This is a genomic window from Sedimenticola thiotaurini, assembly GCF_001007875.1.
GTDB lineage: Bacteria > Pseudomonadota > Gammaproteobacteria > Chromatiales > Chromatiaceae > Sedimenticola > Sedimenticola thiotaurini.
The window spans coordinates 2,693,231-2,713,592 of sequence record NZ_CP011412.1; the positions used below are offsets into that span (position 1 = coordinate 2,693,231).

The window sequence follows — 20,362 nt, forward strand, 5'->3', positions numbered from 1 at the left end:
CAGACTGTTGGCTTCTACAGCGCTATCCGCAAACAGACTCCCCAGGCAAGCACCACTCTCTGTAAAGTTTAGTAAAAAGTCCGATTTCTGCTGCACAGCTGGAATAATTATCCGGTTTGACATTTCGCATCGAATAGAATCAACCTAAGATTTAGTATCACTTCAATTTTTCCGGGGTCATCCTGATGGTTACCCGCCAAAAAACCACTTTCCAAGCGCAGCCTGCCTGCGGAGTACCATGACCATGCCCATCAGCAAAAAGTGGGTCATTCTGATCCCAGCCATCGCCGGCATTGCCGCCCTGATGGCGCTCAAAAAAAGCAGTCAGCCTCCGGTACAGGAGCCACCACAGGAGCAGGCCCAACTGATCCGGGTGATCAGGGTGCCCAGCGTCACGGTGATTCCCACTGCCCGGGGTTACGGCACGGTGAAACCGAGCCGGACCTGGGACGGGGTCGCTCAGGTCAAAGGGAAGATTGTGCAGAAACACCCGAAGTTGCAGAAAGGCGCCATCCTGGAAGGCGGCAGCCTGATCCTGCGTATCGACCCGACCGACTACGAACTGGCCATTGCCCAGGCCGAGGCGGATATGCTGGCCACCCGCGCCCAGCTGGATGAGCTGTTAGCCAAGGGCACCAATACGGAAGCGTCACTGAAGATCGAGCAGGCTGCCCTTGCCCTGAACCGCAAGGAGCTGGAACGCAAGCGTAAACTGGTGGGCAAGGGTGGCGTCAGCCGCTCAGACCTGGAGACCCAGGAGCGCAGTGTACTGTCCCAGCAGCAGAGTGTGCAGACGCAGCTCAACACGCTGAATCTGATACCAAGCCAGAAGGCACTGCTGGAGGCCCAGCTGGAGCGCTACCAGGCCAGTCTGGCGACAGCACGCCGTAACCTCGCCAACACCGAGATACGCCTCCCCTTCACCAGCCGCATCGCCCAGGTCAATGTGGAGCAGGACCAGTATGTCCGGGAGGGGGAGTTGTTGGTGAGTGCCGATGATCTGGACGAGGCCGAGATTGAAGTACAGATCCCCATCAACCAGATGAGCCAGCTGATTCACGCCAACCAGACGATTGATGTGCTCAACCTCAATCCCAGCGAGACCCGGCGGCAGGTCGGCTTGAGCGCCACGGTGAAGCTGCAGGAGAACAGCCTGCAAGCCACCTGGCCGGCCCGCTTTGCCCGGATAAGCGATACCCTGGATCCCAAGACCCGCACGGTGGGGGTCATCGTCGCCATCGACAAACCCTATAACAATGTCCTGCCGGGCAGCCGCCCACCCCTGCTGAAGGGCCTGTTTGTCCAGGTGACACTGGCGGGCAAAGCCCGTCCAGACAGTCTGGTGGTACCCCGCTCCGCCCTGCATGCGGGACGGCTTTATGTGGTGGATGAACAGCAGCGTCTGGATATCCGGCCAGTCGAGGTCGGCATATTGCAATCCGGCTTCGCCACCATTGAATCGGAGCTGGCGGCCCGGGAGCAGGTGGTCATCTCCGACCTGGTTCCTGCGGTCCAGGGCATGCTGCTGAAACCGGTGGTCGACCAGGCAGCTGAACAGCGCCTGGCACGGATCGCACAGGGAGAGACAGCCCCATGATCACCTTCTTTGCCCGCCACCCCACGGCCGGCAATCTGCTGATGCTGTTCCTGGCTGTGCTGGGCTTCTCCACCCTGCCCGGCCTGCAGCGGGAGACCTTTCCCGATTTCACCGCCCAGCAGCTACAGATCACCATCGCCTACCCCGGCGCCAGTGCCGAAGATGTGGAAGAGGCGGTCTGCCAGCGGCTGGAGGATGCTATCGACGCGGTCAACGAAGTGGAAGAGTTGAGCTGCGAGGCACGGGAAGGGATCAGCATCGCTGTGGTGGAGATGGTGGAAGGGGGTGATATGGCCCGCTTCATGGATGACATCAAGAGCGAAGTCGACGCCATCGACAACTTCCCGGAGGAGACCGAACTGCCGGTGATCAAGGAGCTGGGACGTACCGACAACGTGGTGGCCATCGCCATCACCGGCCCCATGTCGGATAGCGACCTGAAGGCCTATGCGGAGCAGGTCAAAGAGCGCATGCAGCGTCTGCCGGAAATATCACAGGTGGAGATCAACGGCTTTTCCGATCACCAGTTACGCATCGAAGTGCCGGCCCGGACACTGCAGCAGTACGGCATCAGCATGTCGGATGTGGCCAGCGCCGTCCAGCGCCAGGGTATCGACATGCCCTCCGGCTCCCTGGAGACAGTGGACCAGGATCTGTTGATCCGCTTCACCGATCTGCGCCGCAATCCCCAGGAGCTGGCGGACCTGATCATAGTCAGCGCCAACTCCGGGGCGGAAGTGCGGCTGGGGGATATCGCCCGGATCAGCGACCGCTTTGAGCTGGATGAAGAGAAAGTGCTGTTCAACGGCCAGCGCGCCGCCTTGTTGCAGGTCATCAAGACCAAGCAGCAGGACACTCTCAGGGTAATGGACGCGGTGAGCCGGTTTCTCGACCAGGAGCTGCGACCCAGTGCTCCCCGGGGTGTCGCCTTCCACGTTACCCAGGACCGCTCCTCCATCGTGCGCGACCGGCTCAGCCTGTTGCTGAAGAACGGCGGCCAGGGACTGGTGCTGGTGTTCCTGGTGATGTGGCTGTTTTTCCAGGGCCGATTTGCCTTCTGGGTCGCCATGGGACTGCCGGTCTCATTCCTCGGTGCCCTGTTTTTTATGAGTATCCTCGGCCTGACCATCAACATGATCACCATGGTGGCCCTGCTCATTGCCATCGGCCTGCTGATGGATGACGCCATCGTCATCGCCGAGAATATCGCCACCCAACTGCGCAAGGGTAAAAGCGCCATGCAGGCGGCGGTTGACGGCACCCGGCAGGTGGCTCCCGGGGTCATCTCCTCCTTTCTCACCACCGCCTCCGTGTTCGGCCCGCTGGCATTCCTCTCCGGCAATATGGGCAAAGTGTTGCAGTTCATACCCATGGTGCTGCTGCTGGTGCTGGTGATCAGTCTGATCGAGGCGTTCCTGATCCTGCCCCACCACCTGGGCCATGCCCTGAAACACCATGAGCAGGAGACCGGCCGTTTCCGCCAGGCGTTTGACGAGCGGCTGATCCACTTTCGTGACCATACCGTGGGCCACCTGGTGGACTGGTCGATCCACCAGCGCTACTGGTTCATCGGCATCATCATCGGGCTGTTCCTGCTCAGTATCGGCATGCTGGTGGGTGGCAAGCTGAAGTTCCAGTCCTTCCCCGATATCGAGGGTGACATCATCGAGGCACGCATCCTGCTGCCCCAGGGCACCCCCCTGGCGCGCACCGAGGCAGTGGTTGATCGGGTGACCGAGGGGATCCAGGCGGTGGATCGGCACTTCACTCCACAGCAACCCGATCAGCAGCCGCTGGTGCGCAATGTCCAGGTTCGCTTCAACAACAACCTGGACGCCAACGAGAGCGGCCCCCACCTGGCCACCGTGACGGTGGATCTGCTCACTGCCGAGGCGCGCAGCGGCCAACTGGAGGACTATATCAACCTGTGGCGGGAGCGCAGCGGCGAGATCCCGGATCTGGTGGCGCTGAATTTCAAGGAGCCCACCATGGGACCGGGGGGCATCCCGCTGGAGATCCGCCTCACCGGGTCCGATCTGGATCAGCTCAAACAGGCCTCACTGGAGCTGCAGACGTGGCTGGCCAGCTACCGGGGCACCTTTAATCTGTCGGACAACCTGCGCCCCGGCAAACCGGAACTGCGCCTGCGCCTGCGGGACGGCGCCCTGGCGCTGGGACTGGACGCCTCCACCATTGCCAGCCAGTTGCGTGCCGCCTTCTACGGCACGGTTGCCAGCGAGATCCAGGTCGGACCTGAGGCCTACGAGATTGACGTACGACTGGCCGGGCAGGACCGGGCCAGTCGAACCGACATGGAGGGGTTCCGCATTGTTACTGCGGCAGGCGATCAGGTGCCACTGAATGCGGTGGCGCATATTGAATCCGCCCGTGGCTATTCACGTATCATACGGATCGACGGAGTACGCACTGTCACTATCAGTGGCGACCTGGATCCCCGGATCACCAATGCCCGTGAGATCATTAACCACACCCAGGCCAACTTCCTGCCCGAACTGCTGGCCCGCTATCCCGGTATCGACGCCGCTATCGAGGGCGAATCCAGAGACACCGCCAAGACCGGCAGCTCCATGCTGCGCAGCTTTGCCATCGGCCTGGTGGGTATCTTCATCCTGCTCAGCTTCCAGTTCCGCAGCTATGTGGAACCGCTGGTGGTAATGTCCATCATCCCGCTGGCCCTGATCGGCGTTATCTGGGGCCACCTGCTGATGGGCCTCAGCTTCACCATGCCGGGCATTATTGGCTTCGCCTCCCTGGCCGGTATCGTGGTCAACGACTCGATCCTGCTGGTGGAGTTTCTCAAGCTGCGGGTGCGGGAGGGATACGAAATCGTCGAGGCGGCCAAGATGGCCAGCCGCGACCGCTTCCGGGCCGTGCTGCTCACCTCGGTCACCACGATTGCCGGACTGATACCCCTGTTGCTGGAGAAGAGCATGCAGGCCCAGGTGCTGGTGCCCCTGGCCACCAGCATCGTGTTCGGCCTGTTGACCACCACCCTGCTGGTGCTGCTGGTGGTACCGGCCCTGTTCAGCATACTGCACGACCTGGGAATCTCGACCACCGCCCGGGAGTTGTCCGCCATGGAGGGGGAATAGAACCGGCTTCTGTACCGGAACTGGCACAACCACTTCTTGTTATTAATACCCGTATTAGTACAAACTTGACCCAGATACTGAATTAATCTGGAGCTGGCTGCTATGAAAGTAACCTGGGAATCGGGCGATGCCTATGAACTCTACATGGGCCGGTGGAGCCGGCTGGTGGCCAAGCCGTTCCTTGAATGGCTCAATCCACAACCGGAGTTGCGCTGGCTCGATGTGGGCTGCGGTACGGGCCCGTTGAGCGACATTATCCTCAACCACTACAAACCGGCCGAGCTGTATGCCGTGGATCAGTCCGAGAGCTTCATCAAAAGCGCCCAGATGCGCCTGCGCCAGGGGATACAGCTGCGGGTCGGCAACGCCATGGCCCTGCCGGTGGACGACAACGCGGTGGATATCACGGTCTCCGGTCTGCTGCTGAACATCCCCCCGGCCCCCGACGAGGCACTGCAGGAGATGGTACGGGTCACCAGGGACGGCGGCACCGTAGCGGCCTACGTCTGGGACTATGCCGGCAGTATGGAGATGCTGCACCACTTCTGGGAGGCGGCCGTGGAGATCAACCTGATGGCCGACGTGATGCATGAGGGAAAGCGCTTTGCCGACTGCAACAAACCGGCACTGCGCCAGCTGTTCAACGAGGCCGGCCTCACCGAAATCGCTCTGACCTCGTTTGAGATCGTCCAGGAGTTCGCCAATTTCGACCAGTTCTGGGCCCCTTTCCAGGCCGGTCAGGGCACCGCACCCACCTACCTGGTCTCCCAGCCGGAAGCGGACCAGGCGGCCCTGCGCGAGCTGCTGCGGGAGCGCCTGCCCACCGCCAGCGACGGCTCCATCAAGCTGCGTGCCCGGGCCTGGGCTATCAAGGGACAGGTGGACAAAAGCGCTACGCCGGAAGAAGAACATGAGCCAACTGATTGACCGGCAGCTGTTCAAGCAGCTGCTGGATGAGGCCCGGAACAGCCCGCGCAAGCGGGCGCATCGGAACCTGCACCAACACTATGAAGAACCGGTCCAGCGTGTCTGTATCGGGCTTGTATCCGGGACCTACGTGCCACCGCACGCGCACCCGCAGGCGCACCAATGGGAACTGATTCTCAGCCTGCAAGGACGCGTTGGCCTGGTAATATTTGACGCCTCCGGCTGCATCACCAGGCGCCACGTCCTGTCAGAAAAGGGGCCGGCCAGCGGCATCCAGCTGCTGCCGGACACCTGGCACACACTCTACCCGATCGATCCCGAGTCGATCATCCTGGAGATCAAGCAGGGGCCTTACGATCCTGCAAAAGCGGCCCGGTTTGCCGCCTGGGCGCCGACCGAAGAAGCCCCAGAGGCGAGCCGCTTCCTGGAGTGGGTGTCGAGAGCGGAAACCGGCTCCAGCTATTGCTGACAAACAGGGGCAGCCGGAACAGTCGCTGCTACTATTTCAGGATACCTGACGACTTTGCCGTAACAAGAGAGAACCAGCCATAATCCACCATGTCCAGATTACTATTGATCCCCCTGCTCCTGTTGATCTCCGCCTGCAGTCATGAGGTACTGCGCCCGGCTAATACAGCCGGCAACTCGATGGCGGTGGGTCAGCAAACTCTGGAGACCCGGCAGGCGCTCCTGGACCGGCTCTACCAGCAGCATCAGGAGTGGCGGGGAACACCATATCGCCTGGGTGGCCAGAGTCGCCAGGGCATCGACTGCTCCGGTTTCGTCCAACTCACCTACCACACCCACGTGGGTGTAAGCCTGCCCCGTACCACTGCACAACAGGCCAATATGGGTCAGCCGGTACAGCAAGCGGAGCTGACCACCGGTGACCTGGTCTTTTTCATGATCGACGGCAACACCCGGCACGTAGGGATCTACCTGGAACAGAATCGCTTTCTACATGCCTCTAAGAGCAGTGGTGTAATAATCTCCCCGCTGGACTCCCCCTACTGGCGGGCGGCCTACTGGCGCTCCCGGCGGGTGCTGTAGAATCCGACGGAACGGCGTTGGCAACCACCCGGAGGGTAAGCCGGGAATATCTCATTCACTTTCCAACACGGTATTGATGCCCTATGAGCAGCCTGATTTTCACCGGCACCATCGCACCACTTGACCCGGATACCGACAGCGCCATTAACAAGCAGCCCATCAGCGCGCCGCTACTGTGTGGTCCAGAGGGACTGGTGGGCGATCAGCAGCAGGATCGACGCCACCACGGCGGAACGGAACGGGCGCTGCACTACTACCCCCGGGAGCACTACAGCTATTGGGAAGAGTTCTGGCTCGCCATGGCACTACCGGAACCGACCACGCCGTTTCGCCCGGCGGCCTTTGGGGAGAATATTTCCGATACCGGTCTGAACGAGGAGCAGGTCAACGTCGGCGACACCTTTACCCTGGGGGAGGCGGTACTACAGGTCAGCCAGCCACGTTCGCCCTGTTACAAGCTGAACATCCGCTTCGGTTACGCCCAGATGTCACTCATGATGCAGACCTCGGGGCGCACCGGCTGGCTGTTTCGAGTGCTGCAGCCCGGCACAGTAAAGCCCGGTGACAGCCTGTCACGACAGGAGATCGTCTCCAGCGGCCTGTCGGTACGCCGCTGTCTGGACATCCTTTACAACCGCCCCTTCAGCCGCGACGGGCTGCTGCTGTTGGCAAACCACGAAAGCCTGTCAGCCAACTGGAAACAACATGCCCTGACCCGGCTGGAGAGCGGTCAGCCGGAACGCTGGACCCGGCGCCTGCTCCGCCAGCCGTGAGCCGTCGGTTCAGGCGGCAACTTCCAGCAGCGGTGTTACCGAGCGCAGCCAGGTGCACAATTCACAGTCACAACGACCAGCATCATGCCCCAGCCGGCCCAGGTGGTAACTCACATACTCAATGGCAAAACGCAGTAATCGCTGCAGTTCATCGAATGTGGCTTCAACCAGGGACGGGCTGGCCAACTGCTCCCCATAGGCCTGGCACTCCAGAATATAGAGACACTCGTTGCAATCATCCGCCTGCTCATTGAACTGATAGTGTTGAGAACAGGTACCCCGTTTACTCTCCTGCTCCATCAGCGACCGGGGATAATCCAGCGCCGCAATGATCTGATCGCGCCTATCCGAAACAGACTCCGACATGGTGCTGTACTCCATAATCCCGCTAGCCTGTCGCCGCCGACACACCCAGATCACCCGCTGGACGGCCCCTTACGACTTCACGGCTATTCACAAACCAGTGCCGAAAACCGGCACTCCCACATTGAATCCTAGCACAGGGATCAGAACCGGCTTATTGATCCAATACAACTGGAGTTCAGATCCATTCTTGGTCCTTTACGGGGCGAACCGGCGTCATTCAGAAAACACCGGCTTAAACATCGCCCACAGGATCAGTGACTTTGCCCGCCGCTGTGGCGATCTTTTTCCGACCCAGCAGGTAGAAACGCAGGTTTAGCAGCACTGCTGCCGTGGTCAACCCCACCGCCAAGCCACCCCACAATCCCTGTGGACCGACAGCCAGTTGAATACCGATATACCAGGCAAACGGAAAACCCACCACCCAGTAGGCGAACATGGTGATAAACATGGGCACAGCGGTATCCTTCAATCCCCGCAGGGCGCCGGAGGCAGAGACCTGCAGCCCGTCGGAAAACTGGAACAGGGCGGCCGCGAACAGCAGGCTCATGGCCATGTTGGCCACCGCCGCATCATTGGTGTAGAGCGCCACGATCAGCTCCGGGAACAGCAACAGCATGGTGGCGGAGAGGGCCATGATACCGCCGGCCATCACCACCCCCTGCTGACCCCGGACGATCGCCAGACGCAAATCCCCGGCGCCGGCGGCATGGCCGACCCGAATGGTGATCGCCTGGGAGATGCTCAGCGGCAGCATGAACATCATGGCGGCATAGTTGAGGGCAATCTGGTGCGCCGCCATCTCCACCTTGCCCAGGCTGCCCATCATGATCGCCACGGCGCTGAACATACCCACCTCCATGATAATGGCGACAGCGATGGGCAGCCCCAGCTTGAGAATGCGCCAGATCTCTTTCGGCCGTGGTCCGGCAAAATTCTGGAACAGGGCCAATGGACGGAAACGCTTGCCACGCCACAGATAGGCAAACATCATCAGGGCCCCCAGCCAGAGCCCGATGGCGGTGGAGAGGGCGGCACCGGACGCGCCCATCGGCGTGATTCCGAAATCGCCGAACATGAACAGGTAGTTGCCCAGGACGTTCAGGGGCAACAGCAGGGACTGCACCAGCATGGCCGGTTTGGTATTGCTCAGCCCTTCGTTCAGATACCGGGGTGCCAGGTAGAGACAGAGCCCCGGCATGCCCCAGGCGCTGACACGCAGGTAATCACCCGCCAGGGGAGCGATCTCCGGATCCACGTTCAGCAGGGGCAGAGCGGCGGCCAGGCCATAAGTGAGGGGCACCGCAACCAGCCCCACCAGGATGGCGACCCAGAGGCCCTGTTGAAACTCCCCGGCGATCGCCTGTTCGTCGCCAGCCCCGTTCAGGTGCGCCACCAGCGGTGAAATTGCCAGGGTCGCGCCGATACAGGCGAGCAGCATCAGGTTCCACAGGGAAGAACCCAGGCCCACCGCGGCCAGCACTTCGGCGTTGATACGCCCGGCCATCACCGTATCGATGAAGCCCATACCTACCTGGAGCAACTGGGCCACCACCAACGGCCCGGCCAGTAGCAGGGTCGGGACGGCTTCCCGTCGCCATAGACTCAACCATTGTGGCATAACACTATCTCAGGATATAAAACGACCTGGCGGAGCGGATCCGCCGTTTCCATCTGTGCGCCGGAAACAACTGCTTCAGCCCGGGAACGGGCATCCCAAAAGTCAACTGGAGGAGTCAGCACAACAGAGATGGCTATCATACCCGCACTCGATCCCGATATCGTCAGGGAATTGCTGCAAAACGCACAACTGCCCAGTGCGGATATCGGCCACAATCCCCGGGCCCGTTTCTACCTGATCGAACAGGCTGGCCAGCCGGTCGGCCTGGCCGGACTCGAATGTTACGGTCACGACGCCCTGCTCCGCTCCCTGCTGGTGCAGCCGGCCTATCGGGGCCGGGGCCTGGCGGCACAACTGGTCGATCACATTCAGCAGATGGCCGCCGCCCAGGGGGCCAGCGCGCTCTACCTGTTGACCACCGATGCGGCGGACTATTTCCGACGCATCGGATTCCGCGATATCGCCCGGGAGGCGGCGCCTCCCGCCATCCGCCAAACCGAGCAGTTCAGCCAGCTCTGCCCCGCTGCGGCCAGCCTGCTGTGGCGACCCGTCCAGCCGGTTTCCGCTGGCGACTATTCTTTGCGATAATCCAGACCCATTGACCAGTCACAGGCGTGGAACAACTTGTCCAGACTCGACGACATCCTAGCCCAGATCGAAACCCGGGAAGCCAACAGCACCGCCAGGCAGCCGTGGAATCCGGCCCACTGCGGCGACGTGGATATTCGCATTGCCAGCGACGGCACCTGGTATCACGAGGGCCGTCCGTTCCAGCGCGAACAGCTGGTCAAGCTGTTCGCCTCGGTGTTGCGACGGGAGGCCGATGGCCATTACTACCTGCTGACCCCGGCCGAGAAGATGCGTATCCAGGTGGATGATGCCCCGTTTGTGGCGGTACAGCTGGAGCAGATCCCGGAACCGGAGCCGAGCCTGCTGTTCACCACTAACCTGGGCGAGCAGGTGGTGGCCGACGCCGACCACCCGATCCGGGTGGAGTTTGACCCCGCCACCGGCGAACCGCGCCCCTATATCCATTTCCGCGACAACCTGGATGCCCTGATCAACCGCAGCGTCTACCTGGAACTGGTGGAGCTGGGCGAACTGTTTGAACAGCACGGCCGCCGTCACCTGGGGGTGACCAGTCAGGGTGTCCGTTTCGACCTGGGTTGTATCGACGAGTGATTACTCCCTGCCGCCACCCCGACGCCCCGGCTATGCGGACCGGGCAGATAACAGATTAGCCCATGCGCAGTGCCCGCGTTGCCCATGACTGCCCCACCACCGGCCTGATCAGCTACTGGATCGGGCGTCTTCTGCTGACCCTGATGGGCTGGCGGGTGGAGGGGAACATTCCACCGGGCCGCAAGTTTGTCCTGATCGGCGCCCCCCACACCAGCAACTGGGATTTCCCGGTCGGTATTGCCGCCGCCTACCTGGTGCGGCTGAAGGTCAACTGGGTCGGCAAACACACCCTGTTCCGCTGGCCCTTTGGTGGCTTCATGCGCTGGCTGGGCGGCATCGGCGTGGACCGGTCCAACCCCCACGGTGTGGTGGAGCAGCTGGCCGGTCAGCTCCGGGCAGCCGACCGCATGATGCTGGCCATCACTCCGGACGGCACCCGGGGTCCACGGGAGTACTGGAAATCGGGTTTCTATCGCATTGCCCTGGCGGCCGACGTACCGCTGTTGTGCGTGTCACTGGATTTCTCCCGCAAAACGGTCCGGGTGGGCCTCTGCTTCAAACCCAGCGGCGATATCCGGGCCGATATGGAACAGATCCGCGGCTTCTTCGATGGTGTGGTTGGCGCCCACCCGCACAACCATACCCCGGTCCGCCTGCGCGATGAGCTGGAAAACCGCTTGCTTCCACAGAATATGCACCAATAATCAGACTATCCATTCCAACCAGAAGGCCAGACAGATGAGAATACTCCACACCATGCTGCGTACCGGCAACCTGCAACGCTCCATCGATTTCTACACGAAGGTGCTGGGCATGCAGTTACTGCGTCAGCAGGACTACCCGGAGGGGGAGTTCACCCTCGCATTCCTCGGTTATGGCGACGAGTCGGAACAGAGTGTGATCGAGCTGACCTACAACTGGGGACAGGAGAGCTACGACCTGGGCACCGGCTATGGCCACATCGCCATCGAGGTGGATGATGTCTACCAGGCCACCGAGCAGATCAAGGCCCAGGGCGGCAAGATCCTGCGTGACGCCGGACCGATGAATGCCGGCAGCACCATTATCGCCTTCGTGGAGGACCCGGACGGCTATCCCATCGAACTGATCGGCGCCCGTTAACCCCACGCCAGCCCAACGTGCATCCGGTTGCCGGGTCGGTCCATTGATCAGTCCGGCAGCCGGATCCCACGCGCCACCCTGTCCTCACCAGCCAGTTGGCAAACAGCAGAACGCCCGGCGGCCAGCCGCTGCGGTTCTCTTTATCCTATACTGAGGTGAATAAAAGTCACTGAAGGGAGGCTGGGATGCGACGGGCGATTCTCACCAGTCAACGGCTGCTGGCGGTGTTTCTGGCCGGCATGCTGCTGCTCTTTTCCCCCATTGTCTCCCTGTTCGACCGACCCGAGTTCTGGTTCGGCATCCCGCTCATCTACCTCTACCTGTTAACCGTCTGGGCCGTTCTGATCCTGGCCATGGCGCTGATCATCGGCAGTCAGAAGTGATGCTGGGCGGTCCACTGATCATCCTGGTCTCCCTGTTCTACCTCGGCCTGCTGTTTGCCATCGCCTACTGGGCCGACCGGCGCGCCGACCAGGGACGTTCGGTGATCGCCCACCCCACTGTGTACGCCCTCTCCCTGGCGGTCTACTGCACCGCCTGGACCTACTACGGCAGCGTCGGACGGGCGGTGCAGAGCGGCGTCGGCTTCCTGCCCATATACCTGGGGCCGACCCTGGGGGCGGCACTCTGGGTGTTCCTGCTGCTGAAGATGATCCGGGTAAGCAAATCCCAGCGCATCACCTCCATCGCCGATTTCATCTCCTCACGGCACGGCAAGAGCCACCTGCTGGGGGGGCTAGTAACGGTAATTGCCGTGGTGGGCGTGGTGCCCTATATCGCCCTGCAGCTGAAGGCGGTCTCCAACAGTTTCACCATCCTGATGCAATACCCCCATATCCGCATGCCCGGCAGTGTCACCGCCCTGCCGTTCTGGCAGGATACCGCCCTTTACGTGGCCCTGCTGCTGGCCCTGTTCACCATTCTGTTCGGCACCCGCCATCTGGATGCCAGCGAGCGCCATGAGGGGATGGTGGCGGCCATCGCCTTTGAATCGATCGTCAAGCTGGCGGCCCTGACGGCGGTTGGCCTGTTCGTCACCTACGGCCTCTATGGGGGCTTTACCGATATCATGCAGCAGGCCCGGGCGGCCGGTCTGATGGAGTCGATGCTGGGTGCATCCACGGTCTCTGACCAGAACTGGTTCGCCTTCTCCTTTCTGGCTGCCATGGCGGTGATCCTGCTGCCGCGCCAGTTCCAGGTGGCGGTGGTGGAGAACAGCAGCGAACGCCACATCCCCCGCGCCATCTGGCTGTTCCCCCTCTACCTGTTGCTGATCAACATCTTCGTGCTGCCCATCGCCCTGGCGGGGCAACTGGCCTTTCCCGGCGGCACAGTGGACGCCGACACCTTCGTGCTGACCCTGCCGATTGCCCAGGGTCAGGAGTGGCTGGCCATGTTCTCCTATCTGGGCGGCCTGTCGGCGGCCACCGGCATGGTGATCGTTGAGACCATCGCCCTCTCCACCATGGTCTGCAATGATCTGGTGATGCCGGTGCTGTTGCGCTACTGGCGCAACCGCCCGGCCCCGGTTGATCTGAGCAAGGTACTGCTGCGGGTGCGGCGCGGCGCTATTTTCGGCATCCTGCTGCTCGGCTTCACCTACTTCCACGTGGCCGGGGAGGCCTATGCCCTGGTCTCCATCGGCCTGATCAGCTTCGCCGCAGTGGCCCAGTTCGCACCCACCATGATCGGCGGTCTCTACTGGCGTGGCGGCACCCGGGCCGGCGCCTTGGCCGGACTGGGGGCCGGTTTCAGCATCTGGCTCTACACCCTGCTGATCCCCTCATTTGCCAAGTCCGGCTGGCTGCCCAGCGCATTCCTGGAGTACGGCCCGTTCGGCCTGGCCCTGCTGAAACCCCAGGCTCTGTTCGGCCTGGAGGACATGAACGAGATCAGCCACTGCCTGTTCTGGAGCCTGACCGCCAATATCGCGGCCTACCTGGCGGTCTCCCTGGTCAAATCACCCAATGCGGAGGAGACCGCCCAGGCCAGCCTGTTCGTGGACGCCATGAAACATGATCGCCCCGCCATCGGTCTGTGGCGCGGCAATGCCGATGTGGCGGAATTGAAACGGCTGGCCAGCCGCTTTCTGGGCAACCGCAAGGTGGATACGGCCTTCAACCAGTTCTTTGCCAGCCGGGGCAGGCCTTTTGCGCCGGGGCAACCGGCGGATGCGGAGACCGTCCATTTTGCCGAGACCCTCCTGACCGGCGCTATCGGCAGCGCCTCGGCCCGGGTCATGGTGGCGTCGGTAGCCCAGGAGGAGCCCCTGGGCCTGGACGAGGTGATGGGTATTCTGGATGAAGCCTCCAGTATCCGCGCCTACAGCAAGGAGCTGGAACAGAAGTCCCGGGAGCTGGAGGCCGCCACCAGCGAACTGCGCGCCGCCAACACCCGACTGCGGGAGCTGGACCAGCTGAAGGACGACTTTATGTCCTCGGTGACCCATGAGCTGCGCACACCCCTGACCTCGATCCGCGCCTTCTCGGAGATGCTGCTGGATGATCCGCGCATGGCACTGGATGATCGCAAGCGCTTCCTGGGCATCATCGTGAGCGAGACCGAACGGCTCACCCGGCTGGTCAACCAGGTGCTGGACCTGGCCCGGATCGAGGCGGGGCAAGGCGAGTGGACCACCGGCGAAGTGGACCTGGTGGCCCTGATCGAGCAGTCCATCGAAACCACCAGCCAACTCTATCGGGATCACGGTGCCCGGGTCGAAACCGATATTCCGACGGGGAATTTCCGGGTCTGGGCCGATTCCGACCGGCTGTTGCAGGTGATGCTCAACCTGCTTGCCAACGCGGTCAAGTTCGTCCCCGCCGACAGCGGCCGGGTCCGTATCACCCTCTCCGAAGAGAGCCGGGACTACCGGATCAGCGTGGCGGACAACGGCCCGGGCATAGAGCCGGGCCAGGAGGAGGCCATATTTGAAAAATTCCAGTCCGGTGACAGCAGCAGCGCCGGCAACCCCATGGGCACCGGCCTGGGCCTGCCGATCAGCCGCCAGATTATCCAGCACTTCGGCGGCCGGTTGTGGGCTGAGAGCCATCCCGAAAAGGGTGCTATCTTTTCCTTTAGGATGCCAAAAGGCAGCCAGCGGTTGCCGGCAAGCGAGACGGGATCGAGAGATGAGCCAACACATACTGATTGTTGATGATGAGAAGAATATCGCCATCTCGGTCGATTACCTGCTACGCCGGGAGGGCTACGCGGTATCGGTGGCCCATGACGGCGAAGAGGGTCTACGACTGATCAGGGAGGAGCGACCCGACCTGGTGCTGCTCGACATCATGATGCCCAGGCTGGACGGTTTTCAGGTCTGTGAGGCGGTCCGACAGGATCCGGCACTGGCCGGTATCCGCATTGTCATGCTGACCGCCAAAGGGCGGGATGCGGAGCGAGAGAAGGGCCTGGCACTGGGTGCCGACGCCTACATCACCAAACCCTTCTCCACCCGGGAACTGGTCAGCCAGATCAAGGCGCTGCTCGCACCGGCGGCATAAACAGGAGAGCCCAGGATGGCCAACAGAGAAGCGACACTTGATAGCAGGGGTGGCTACAGCCAGGCCAGCGGGCCGGGCCTGGTGGAGGGCTCACTGCGCCAGGTGGCGCAACGACCACCCCTCACCCTGCCCCCGTCCGCCACGGTGCGCGAGGCACTGGCCGGCATGAACCAGCAACAGGCCGAAACCCTGGTGGTAGTGGATGAGCAGGAGCAGCTGCCCCTCGGTATCGTTACCCTGAATGACCTGGTGTATGCCATCACCCTGGATGGCGGCGGCCTGGAAGAACCGGTTGCCGGCATGATGACCGCCGCGCCCCTGAGTCTGCCGGCCGATGCCCCCACCCATCGCGCCACCGTGCTGATGGCGAAACGGGGCGTGCGCCATATCGTGCTGCTGGAGCCGGATGGGCGCCTCTGCAATGTGATCTCCCGGGCCGATCTGTTCGGCCTGCGCGGCGGCGGGGCCGACCTGCTGGCGGAGTCGGTCACCGCTGCCATGGATGTGGCACAGATGGCCCAGGCCGCCGCGGCCATCCGCCAACGGGGCAGTGAACTGTTCGCCGCCGGTATGGGCGCGGAGGCGATCTGCCACTGGATGTCGGCCCTGAACGACCTGGTGGTGATGCGGGTGATCGAGCTGATTGAGGACGAGTTCGACCTGCCAGCGGTGCCCTGGTGCTGGATGGTAATGGGTTCCGAGGGGCGGCTGGAGCAGACCTTCGCCACCGATCAGGACAATGGCCTGGTGTTCCAGGCCGATGATGCCAGCGCCGCGATCCGGCTGCGGGAAGCGTTTCTGCCGTTTGCCCGGGCCGTCAACAAGGGGCTGGACGCCTGCGGCTTCACCCTCTGCCGGGGTGGTATCATGGCCGGCAACCCGGCCTGGTGCCTGAGCCTGGCGGAGTGGCAGGCACGCTTCAGCGACTGGATGCGCACACCCGATCCGAAGGCCCTGCTGCACAGCGCTATCTTTTTCGATTTCCGGCCCCTGTATGGCCGCTATGAACTGGTGGATGAGCTGCGCAACTGGCTGCTGCCCCAACCACCGGAGCATCCCCGCTTTCTGCGCGCCCTGGCGGTGGAGGCGTTGAGCTGCGGACCGCCCCTGGGCTGGACCGGCGGATTTGTCTATGACGGCGGGATCGAACACCCCCACAGTATCGATCTGAAACGGTTTGGAGCACGGCCGTTTGTCGATGCGGCACGGATCTGGAGCCTGATGTACGGGGTCTGGGCCACCAGTACCGGTGACCGGTTGCGGGCGGTGGCGGAGCCGCTCAATCTGTCCGCCGAGCAGGTGGCCGGTGAGGTGGAGTCGTTCTACCTGATCCAGCGCTTCCGGTTTCGTCAGCAGCTGGTGGCGGAGGATCCGGACGACGTCAACCGGGTCGATCCCGATACTCTGAATGAGCTGCACCGGCTGATGCTCAAAGAGGCGTTCAAGCAGGCCAAGAAACTCCAGTTACGCCTGAAACTGCAGCACGGACTGTAGCCCGCCTACTCGGGCGAGCCGGCGGCCCCGTCTGTCTGCAACTGCTCGATGGCGGCGACCTTTCCATCCACGAACTCCACCCGCGCCACGGTGTACTCTTCCTGGGTCTCCGCATTGAACCAGACACTGTGATAACGGATACGGCGCCGGCCAGCGCCATCGATAAAGTAAACCGGAACGGTCATGCGGTCCCAGTAAGGGTAGTACTGGACCCGGGTATAACCCCAGATGGTGGCGCGACGCGCTTCAGTCACCCGGGTAAACACATGGTCCGGCGGTCCCCAGGCCAGGCGTACCATGTCCGGTGTGAATCCCACCTCCACACTGCCCTGCCGGATCTGGGTCTGGATCTCCTCCGGGAAGCTGTCGAACAGCTCCTGGTTGTCGGCGATGCGGCGATCGCGCCGCTCCTGCACCGTCGCGCATCCCGCCAGCAGCAGCAGACAGAGTCCCAGAACCACCACACGCTGAATTTTCATAACTACTCCTGAATAATGCGCACCGGCTGGATGATCCCGCCAGCGGGTGTCTCGTCAGCCCGACCCTGGCGGATAGTATAGACCGCCGGGACAATCGGCACAGCTCAGGCGTTCAGGTCGGGATTACGACGCACAAACCAGGTGGAATCCAGGGTGGTGACCAACTGCTCCTCCTGGCGCCGGATCTCGACCCGGAACTTGATCATACCCTCGCCGGGACGACTGGCCAGGGGACGCATCTCGACCAGTTCGGTGCGGGAAAAGAGCCGGTCTCCCACATGCACCGGTTGCAGCCAACGGATATTGTCCCAGCCGGGCGAGATGACCGTCTTGGCATTGGGAAACGCCTCCTTGCTGAGGCGTCGCCAGATGGACAGCACCTGGGGACCGGAGGCGATCAGACCGCCCCAGCCCAGGGCCACGGCGGCCGCCTCATCCACATGAAACGGCTCCGGGTCATACAGGGTGGCGAACTCGATCATCTCCTGGCGACACATCTCCCAGTCGCCGAATTCGAACTGTTCACCAATCGAAAAGTCCTCAAACCAGCGCTTGTCCGGAAAGACACCGCGCCGGCTTGGCTCTTGTTGATACATAGGCTCACCTGATTGCAGAGGTAAGCCTCCATTCAACCAGTGCGGCTGGCAATCTGTCCAGCCCTGTTCCGCTCCCCCTGACCCCTGTGGGAACGGCTCAGACACTCTTGTCCATGAACTGGTCCACCAGGCCATCCAGCTGGATGATCGACTCGACCATCTGTTCGGTAGCATCGGCACTCTGCTTGGCGCCCAGGGATATCTCTTCAAAAACCTGGCTGATATTGACGATGTTCCGCTGGATATCATCCGCCACAGCGCTCTGCTCTTCCGATGCGGTGGCCACCTGGATGTTCATGTCGCTGATGGTGTTGATGGTCTCGGCCAACGCCTGCAGAGCAGTGCCTGCGCGCCCGGCGATATCGACACAGTTATCTGCGCTGGCCTGGCTCCGGTCCATCACCTGCACCGCCTCCCTGGAGCCATTCTGCAGATAGTCGATCATGGTCTCGATCTCCTGGGTCGACTCCTGGGTGCGACTGGCCAGGGTTCGCACCTCATCCGCCACCACCGCAAAACCGCGCCCCTGCTCACCGGCCCGGGCCGCTTCGATGGCGGCATTGAGGGCCAGCAGGTTGGTCTGTTCGGCAATGCCTTTGATCACGGCAAGGATACTGCCGATATTTTCACTGTAACCGGAGAGTTGCTGAATCACGCTGGAGGATTGCTGAATCTCCTGACTGAGTTGATGGATAGCGGTGATGGTCTCTTCCACAACCGCCTGGCCGGCCTGGCTCTCCTTCAGGCTGTCCGTGGTCTGTTCAGCGGTCATGGCGGCATTTTTCGCCACATCCTGCACCGTGGCCGACATCTCGGTCATGGCGGTGGCCACCTGGGTTATCTCCTGCTGCTGGGTATCCACCCCCTGGCTGGTGCGATTGGCCGCTTCCGAGGTGACATCGGCGGTCTCCCGCAAGATCCGCGTGGTATCCGACAAGCGCCCGATCACCGCATTCAGCTTGGAACGCTGCATGCGCATGGCCAAAGCTATCTGGCCGAACTCATCATCCCGGTCCGTGTAGACCTTGCACATCACCGGATGGTAGAAGATGGACCGGGCCCACTCCACCATGGCTGCCATGGGCATCATCAGGATGGTATTGACCCCGACGATCAGACCGGCGCTGAGCAACCAGCCCCAGATACTGTAGGACTGCAGTGATGCGTTCAGGCTGGTCACGGCGGCCGGCAGCAGTGCCAGCAGGTTGGACAGAATCAGCAGATTGCGTAACCCGATCCGGGCCCGCAGACTGGGTTTGTAATCCTTGCCTTCCCGCAGCTTTTGGTAGATACCCTTGGCCCGTTCGACACACGCCTGCTCCGGTTTATATCGGACCGATTGATACTCCACCGTCTTGCCATTCTGTTCGATCGGTGTGACCAGGGCATCGACCCAGTAGTAGTCGCCGTTCTTGCAGCGGTTCTTCACCATCCCCATCCACGGTCGGCCCGATTTCACCGTATCCCAGAGGCTCTGAAACGCGGCAGGCGGCATATCCGGATGACGAACCACGTTGTGGTTCTTGTGCAGCAGCTCATCTTCGGGGAAACCGCTGATGTCGATAAAATCCGGATTGATATAGGTGATCGCACCCTTCAGATCGGTTGTGGAGAGTATGTTGGCATCGATGCTGAACTGCTTTTCCACATCGGTGACGGGATGATTGATCTTCATGAATTACCGTCCTTTCTTATTCCGCTGGCGAAAATTGGTGGGTACCGCGTCCATACAGCCAAATGGCTTAAAGATTCATTCGGCAGTAAGGCAGATAACTGAACCACAGCTGGGCATCGATTTTTCAATACGATAATTGTGGTAATAATAACGGAACATAACTGATCTATCCACGCTTTAGTGATGACTAACATAACCGATAAGTCTTTAATTCTTATGACAAACTCCCGGTTGAGAAAAACTCGAAAGCAATTCCGATACCAACAGCTAACTTGTCAAGACCCATCCGGATAAATGGCTTTCCGAACCAACCCATATGCCGGCCGACAAGGGGGTCGTAACAGCTCGGACAGGCCTGACTCCATCCAATGAACTGCACCAACCCGGGGCACAACGCACGGTTATGAATCGTCCCGTTCGGCAGATACCTGCGGGCATGCTAAATTGAGCCTATGAGCACGCTGCGCCGTTATCACAGACGTCCCGACCAGGCGATTACCGCCATCCAGCTGGCGCTGGAGAGCGACGGCCTTCGCTATCACAAATGGGGAGCCGAACAGTTTGCCGCACCGGGGGACTGGCTGGTGGACAATAACGGCGACATCTACACCGTGGCGGCCGATGTCTTCGCCCGCACCTACCGACAGGTCTCCCCGGGTCGGTTTATCAAGGCCACACCGGTCTGGGCCCGCCGGGCGACCCGGCCGGGCGCACTGCCTACCCGGGAAGGGGAGTCACACTTCGCCGCCGGTGACTACCTGGTGTTCAACCAGCCCGATGCAACTGATGGCTACTGCATGACAGCGGAGCAGTTTCACGCCCTGTACGAACCGGACGAAACGGATTAACCCGCCCCAACCTGAG

The 20,362-nt window shown here is 61.7% G+C and carries 20 protein-coding genes; 15 read left to right on the forward strand and 5 right to left on the reverse strand.

The features are described 5' to 3' along the window. Nucleotides 1-244: 244 nt before the first annotated feature. From AAY24_RS12375 to AAY24_RS12400, 6 genes are all read left to right on the forward strand, one after another. A complete protein-coding gene (locus AAY24_RS12375) occupies nucleotides 245-1,597 on the forward strand; it encodes an efflux RND transporter periplasmic adaptor subunit (RefSeq protein WP_199930368.1) in 1,353 nt (450 codons plus the stop codon). Continuing rightward, nucleotides 1,594-4,710, forward strand: a complete 3,117-nt coding sequence (locus AAY24_RS12380) for an efflux RND transporter permease subunit (RefSeq protein WP_046859945.1) — start codon at nucleotides 1,594-1,596, stop codon at nucleotides 4,708-4,710. Before AAY24_RS12375 ends, AAY24_RS12380 begins: the two co-directional genes overlap by 4 nt. A 102-nt stretch (nucleotides 4,711-4,812) precedes the next feature. Further along, on the forward strand, nucleotides 4,813-5,637 hold the full coding sequence (locus AAY24_RS12385) for a class I SAM-dependent methyltransferase (protein WP_046859946.1): 825 nt from the start codon (nucleotides 4,813-4,815) through the stop codon (nucleotides 5,635-5,637). Continuing rightward, on the forward strand, nucleotides 5,621-6,106 hold the full coding sequence (locus AAY24_RS12390) for a WbuC family cupin fold metalloprotein (RefSeq protein WP_046859947.1): 486 nt from the start codon (nucleotides 5,621-5,623) through the stop codon (nucleotides 6,104-6,106). The genes AAY24_RS12385 and AAY24_RS12390 overlap by 17 nt, the downstream gene beginning before the upstream one ends. Before the next feature lie 89 nt (nucleotides 6,107-6,195). Continuing rightward, nucleotides 6,196-6,687: an NlpC/P60 family protein gene (locus AAY24_RS12395; RefSeq protein WP_046859948.1), complete on the forward strand. Its 492-nt coding sequence runs from the start codon at nucleotides 6,196-6,198 to the stop codon at nucleotides 6,685-6,687. A gap of 83 nt (nucleotides 6,688-6,770) precedes the next feature. Then, the gene (locus AAY24_RS12400; protein WP_046859949.1) at nucleotides 6,771-7,460 is read left to right on the forward strand and encodes an MOSC domain-containing protein; all 690 of its coding nucleotides are present in this window, start codon (nucleotides 6,771-6,773) and stop codon (nucleotides 7,458-7,460) included. 9 nt (nucleotides 7,461-7,469) lie between these two features. On the opposite strand, the gene AAY24_RS12405 is transcribed toward AAY24_RS12400, so the two are convergent. Together AAY24_RS12405 and AAY24_RS12410 are read right to left on the reverse strand one after the other, a co-directional pair. After that, nucleotides 7,470-7,826 carry a hypothetical protein gene (locus AAY24_RS12405; RefSeq protein WP_199930369.1) on the reverse strand — a complete coding sequence of 119 codons (357 nt, stop codon included), beginning with the start codon at nucleotides 7,824-7,826 and terminating at the stop codon, nucleotides 7,470-7,472. Nucleotides 7,827-8,058: 232 nt separating this feature from the next. Beyond that, nucleotides 8,059-9,444: an MATE family efflux transporter gene (locus tag AAY24_RS12410; RefSeq protein ID WP_046859951.1), complete on the reverse strand. Its 1,386-nt coding sequence runs from the start codon at nucleotides 9,442-9,444 to the stop codon at nucleotides 8,059-8,061. Nucleotides 9,445-9,573: 129 nt separating this feature from the next. Here AAY24_RS12410 and arsN2 point away from each other — a divergent pair, with 129 nt between their 5' ends. The 8 genes from arsN2 (at nucleotide 9,574) to AAY24_RS12450 (ending at nucleotide 16,748) form a co-directional block, all read left to right on the forward strand. Then, nucleotides 9,574-10,032, forward strand: a complete 459-nt coding sequence (arsN2, locus tag AAY24_RS12415; RefSeq protein WP_046859952.1) for an arsenic resistance N-acetyltransferase ArsN2 — start codon at nucleotides 9,574-9,576, stop codon at nucleotides 10,030-10,032. Between the two features lie 36 nt (nucleotides 10,033-10,068). Further along, nucleotides 10,069-10,626, forward strand: a complete 558-nt coding sequence (locus tag AAY24_RS12420) for a DUF1285 domain-containing protein (RefSeq protein ID WP_052761224.1) — start codon at nucleotides 10,069-10,071, stop codon at nucleotides 10,624-10,626. A gap of 62 nt (nucleotides 10,627-10,688) precedes the next feature. Next, the gene (locus AAY24_RS12425) at nucleotides 10,689-11,330 is read left to right on the forward strand and encodes a lysophospholipid acyltransferase family protein (RefSeq protein ID WP_046859953.1); all 642 of its coding nucleotides are present in this window, start codon (nucleotides 10,689-10,691) and stop codon (nucleotides 11,328-11,330) included. Nucleotides 11,331-11,364: 34 nt separating this feature from the next. Beyond that, entirely contained in the window at nucleotides 11,365-11,748 is a 384-nt protein-coding gene (gene gloA, locus AAY24_RS12430; RefSeq protein ID WP_046859954.1) for a lactoylglutathione lyase, read from the forward strand. A 185-nt stretch (nucleotides 11,749-11,933) separates the two neighbouring features. Continuing rightward, the gene (locus AAY24_RS12435; protein WP_046859955.1) at nucleotides 11,934-12,131 is read left to right on the forward strand and encodes a hypothetical protein; all 198 of its coding nucleotides are present in this window, start codon (nucleotides 11,934-11,936) and stop codon (nucleotides 12,129-12,131) included. After that, nucleotides 12,131-14,905, forward strand: coding sequence for a sensor histidine kinase (locus AAY24_RS12440; RefSeq protein ID WP_046859956.1), 2,775 nt, complete (start codon nucleotides 12,131-12,133; stop codon nucleotides 14,903-14,905). Before AAY24_RS12435 ends, AAY24_RS12440 begins: the two co-directional genes overlap by 1 nt. After that, nucleotides 14,880-15,254 carry a response regulator transcription factor gene (locus AAY24_RS12445; protein WP_046859957.1) on the forward strand — a complete coding sequence of 125 codons (375 nt, stop codon included), beginning with the start codon at nucleotides 14,880-14,882 and terminating at the stop codon, nucleotides 15,252-15,254. Before AAY24_RS12440 ends, AAY24_RS12445 begins: the two co-directional genes overlap by 26 nt. A 15-nt stretch (nucleotides 15,255-15,269) precedes the next feature. Beyond that, entirely contained in the window at nucleotides 15,270-16,748 is a 1,479-nt protein-coding gene (locus AAY24_RS12450) for a DUF294 nucleotidyltransferase-like domain-containing protein (RefSeq protein WP_052761225.1), read from the forward strand. A 5-nt stretch (nucleotides 16,749-16,753) separates the two neighbouring features. Here the strand turns inward: AAY24_RS12450 and AAY24_RS18575 are convergent, their stop codons facing one another. From AAY24_RS18575 to AAY24_RS12465, 3 genes are all read right to left on the reverse strand, one after another. Continuing rightward, nucleotides 16,754-17,227, reverse strand: a complete 474-nt coding sequence (locus AAY24_RS18575; RefSeq protein WP_052761226.1) for a hypothetical protein — start codon at nucleotides 17,225-17,227, stop codon at nucleotides 16,754-16,756. A 104-nt stretch (nucleotides 17,228-17,331) separates the two neighbouring features. Further along, nucleotides 17,332-17,823, reverse strand: coding sequence for a MaoC/PaaZ C-terminal domain-containing protein (locus AAY24_RS12460; RefSeq protein ID WP_046859958.1), 492 nt, complete (start codon nucleotides 17,821-17,823; stop codon nucleotides 17,332-17,334). Between the two features lie 97 nt (nucleotides 17,824-17,920). Next, nucleotides 17,921-19,498, reverse strand: coding sequence for a methyl-accepting chemotaxis protein (locus AAY24_RS12465; RefSeq protein WP_046859959.1), 1,578 nt, complete (start codon nucleotides 19,496-19,498; stop codon nucleotides 17,921-17,923). 452 nt (nucleotides 19,499-19,950) lie between these two features. Here AAY24_RS12465 and AAY24_RS12470 point away from each other — a divergent pair, with 452 nt between their 5' ends. Beyond that, the gene (locus AAY24_RS12470) at nucleotides 19,951-20,346 is read left to right on the forward strand and encodes a hypothetical protein (protein WP_046859960.1); all 396 of its coding nucleotides are present in this window, start codon (nucleotides 19,951-19,953) and stop codon (nucleotides 20,344-20,346) included. Nucleotides 20,347-20,362 lie beyond the last annotated feature (16 nt).

Excerpts from the sequence above, each read along its gene's own strand:
- AAY24_RS12375 (WP_199930368.1), top strand. The coding sequence starts at position 245 with ATGCCCATCAGCAAAAAGTGGGTCATTCTGATCCCAGCCATCGCCGGC.
- AAY24_RS12380 (WP_046859945.1), top strand. The coding sequence starts at position 1,594 with ATGATCACCTTCTTTGCCCGCCACCCCACGGCCGGCAATCTGCTGATG.
- AAY24_RS12385 (WP_046859946.1), top strand. The coding sequence starts at position 4,813 with ATGAAAGTAACCTGGGAATCGGGCGATGCCTATGAACTCTACATGGGC.
- AAY24_RS12390 (WP_046859947.1), top strand. The coding sequence starts at position 5,621 with ATGAGCCAACTGATTGACCGGCAGCTGTTCAAGCAGCTGCTGGATGAG.
- AAY24_RS12395 (WP_046859948.1), top strand. The coding sequence starts at position 6,196 with ATGTCCAGATTACTATTGATCCCCCTGCTCCTGTTGATCTCCGCCTGC.
- AAY24_RS12400 (WP_046859949.1), top strand. The coding sequence starts at position 6,771 with ATGAGCAGCCTGATTTTCACCGGCACCATCGCACCACTTGACCCGGAT.
- AAY24_RS12405 (WP_199930369.1), bottom strand. The coding sequence starts at position 7,826 with ATGTCGGAGTCTGTTTCGGATAGGCGCGATCAGATCATTGCGGCGCTG.
- AAY24_RS12410 (WP_046859951.1), bottom strand. The coding sequence starts at position 9,444 with ATGCCACAATGGTTGAGTCTATGGCGACGGGAAGCCGTCCCGACCCTG.
- arsN2 (WP_046859952.1), top strand. The coding sequence starts at position 9,574 with ATGGCTATCATACCCGCACTCGATCCCGATATCGTCAGGGAATTGCTG.
- AAY24_RS12425 (WP_046859953.1), top strand. The coding sequence starts at position 10,689 with ATGCGCAGTGCCCGCGTTGCCCATGACTGCCCCACCACCGGCCTGATC.
- gloA (WP_046859954.1), top strand. The coding sequence starts at position 11,365 with ATGAGAATACTCCACACCATGCTGCGTACCGGCAACCTGCAACGCTCC.
- AAY24_RS12435 (WP_046859955.1), top strand. The coding sequence starts at position 11,934 with ATGCGACGGGCGATTCTCACCAGTCAACGGCTGCTGGCGGTGTTTCTG.
- AAY24_RS12440 (WP_046859956.1), top strand. The coding sequence starts at position 12,131 with ATGCTGGGCGGTCCACTGATCATCCTGGTCTCCCTGTTCTACCTCGGC.
- AAY24_RS12445 (WP_046859957.1), top strand. The coding sequence starts at position 14,880 with ATGAGCCAACACATACTGATTGTTGATGATGAGAAGAATATCGCCATC.
- AAY24_RS12450 (WP_052761225.1), top strand. The coding sequence starts at position 15,270 with ATGGCCAACAGAGAAGCGACACTTGATAGCAGGGGTGGCTACAGCCAG.
- AAY24_RS18575 (WP_052761226.1), bottom strand. The coding sequence starts at position 17,227 with ATGAAAATTCAGCGTGTGGTGGTTCTGGGACTCTGTCTGCTGCTGCTG.
- AAY24_RS12460 (WP_046859958.1), bottom strand. The coding sequence starts at position 17,823 with ATGTATCAACAAGAGCCAAGCCGGCGCGGTGTCTTTCCGGACAAGCGC.
- AAY24_RS12465 (WP_046859959.1), bottom strand. The coding sequence starts at position 19,498 with ATGAAGATCAATCATCCCGTCACCGATGTGGAAAAGCAGTTCAGCATC.
- AAY24_RS12470 (WP_046859960.1), top strand. The coding sequence starts at position 19,951 with ATGAGCACGCTGCGCCGTTATCACAGACGTCCCGACCAGGCGATTACC.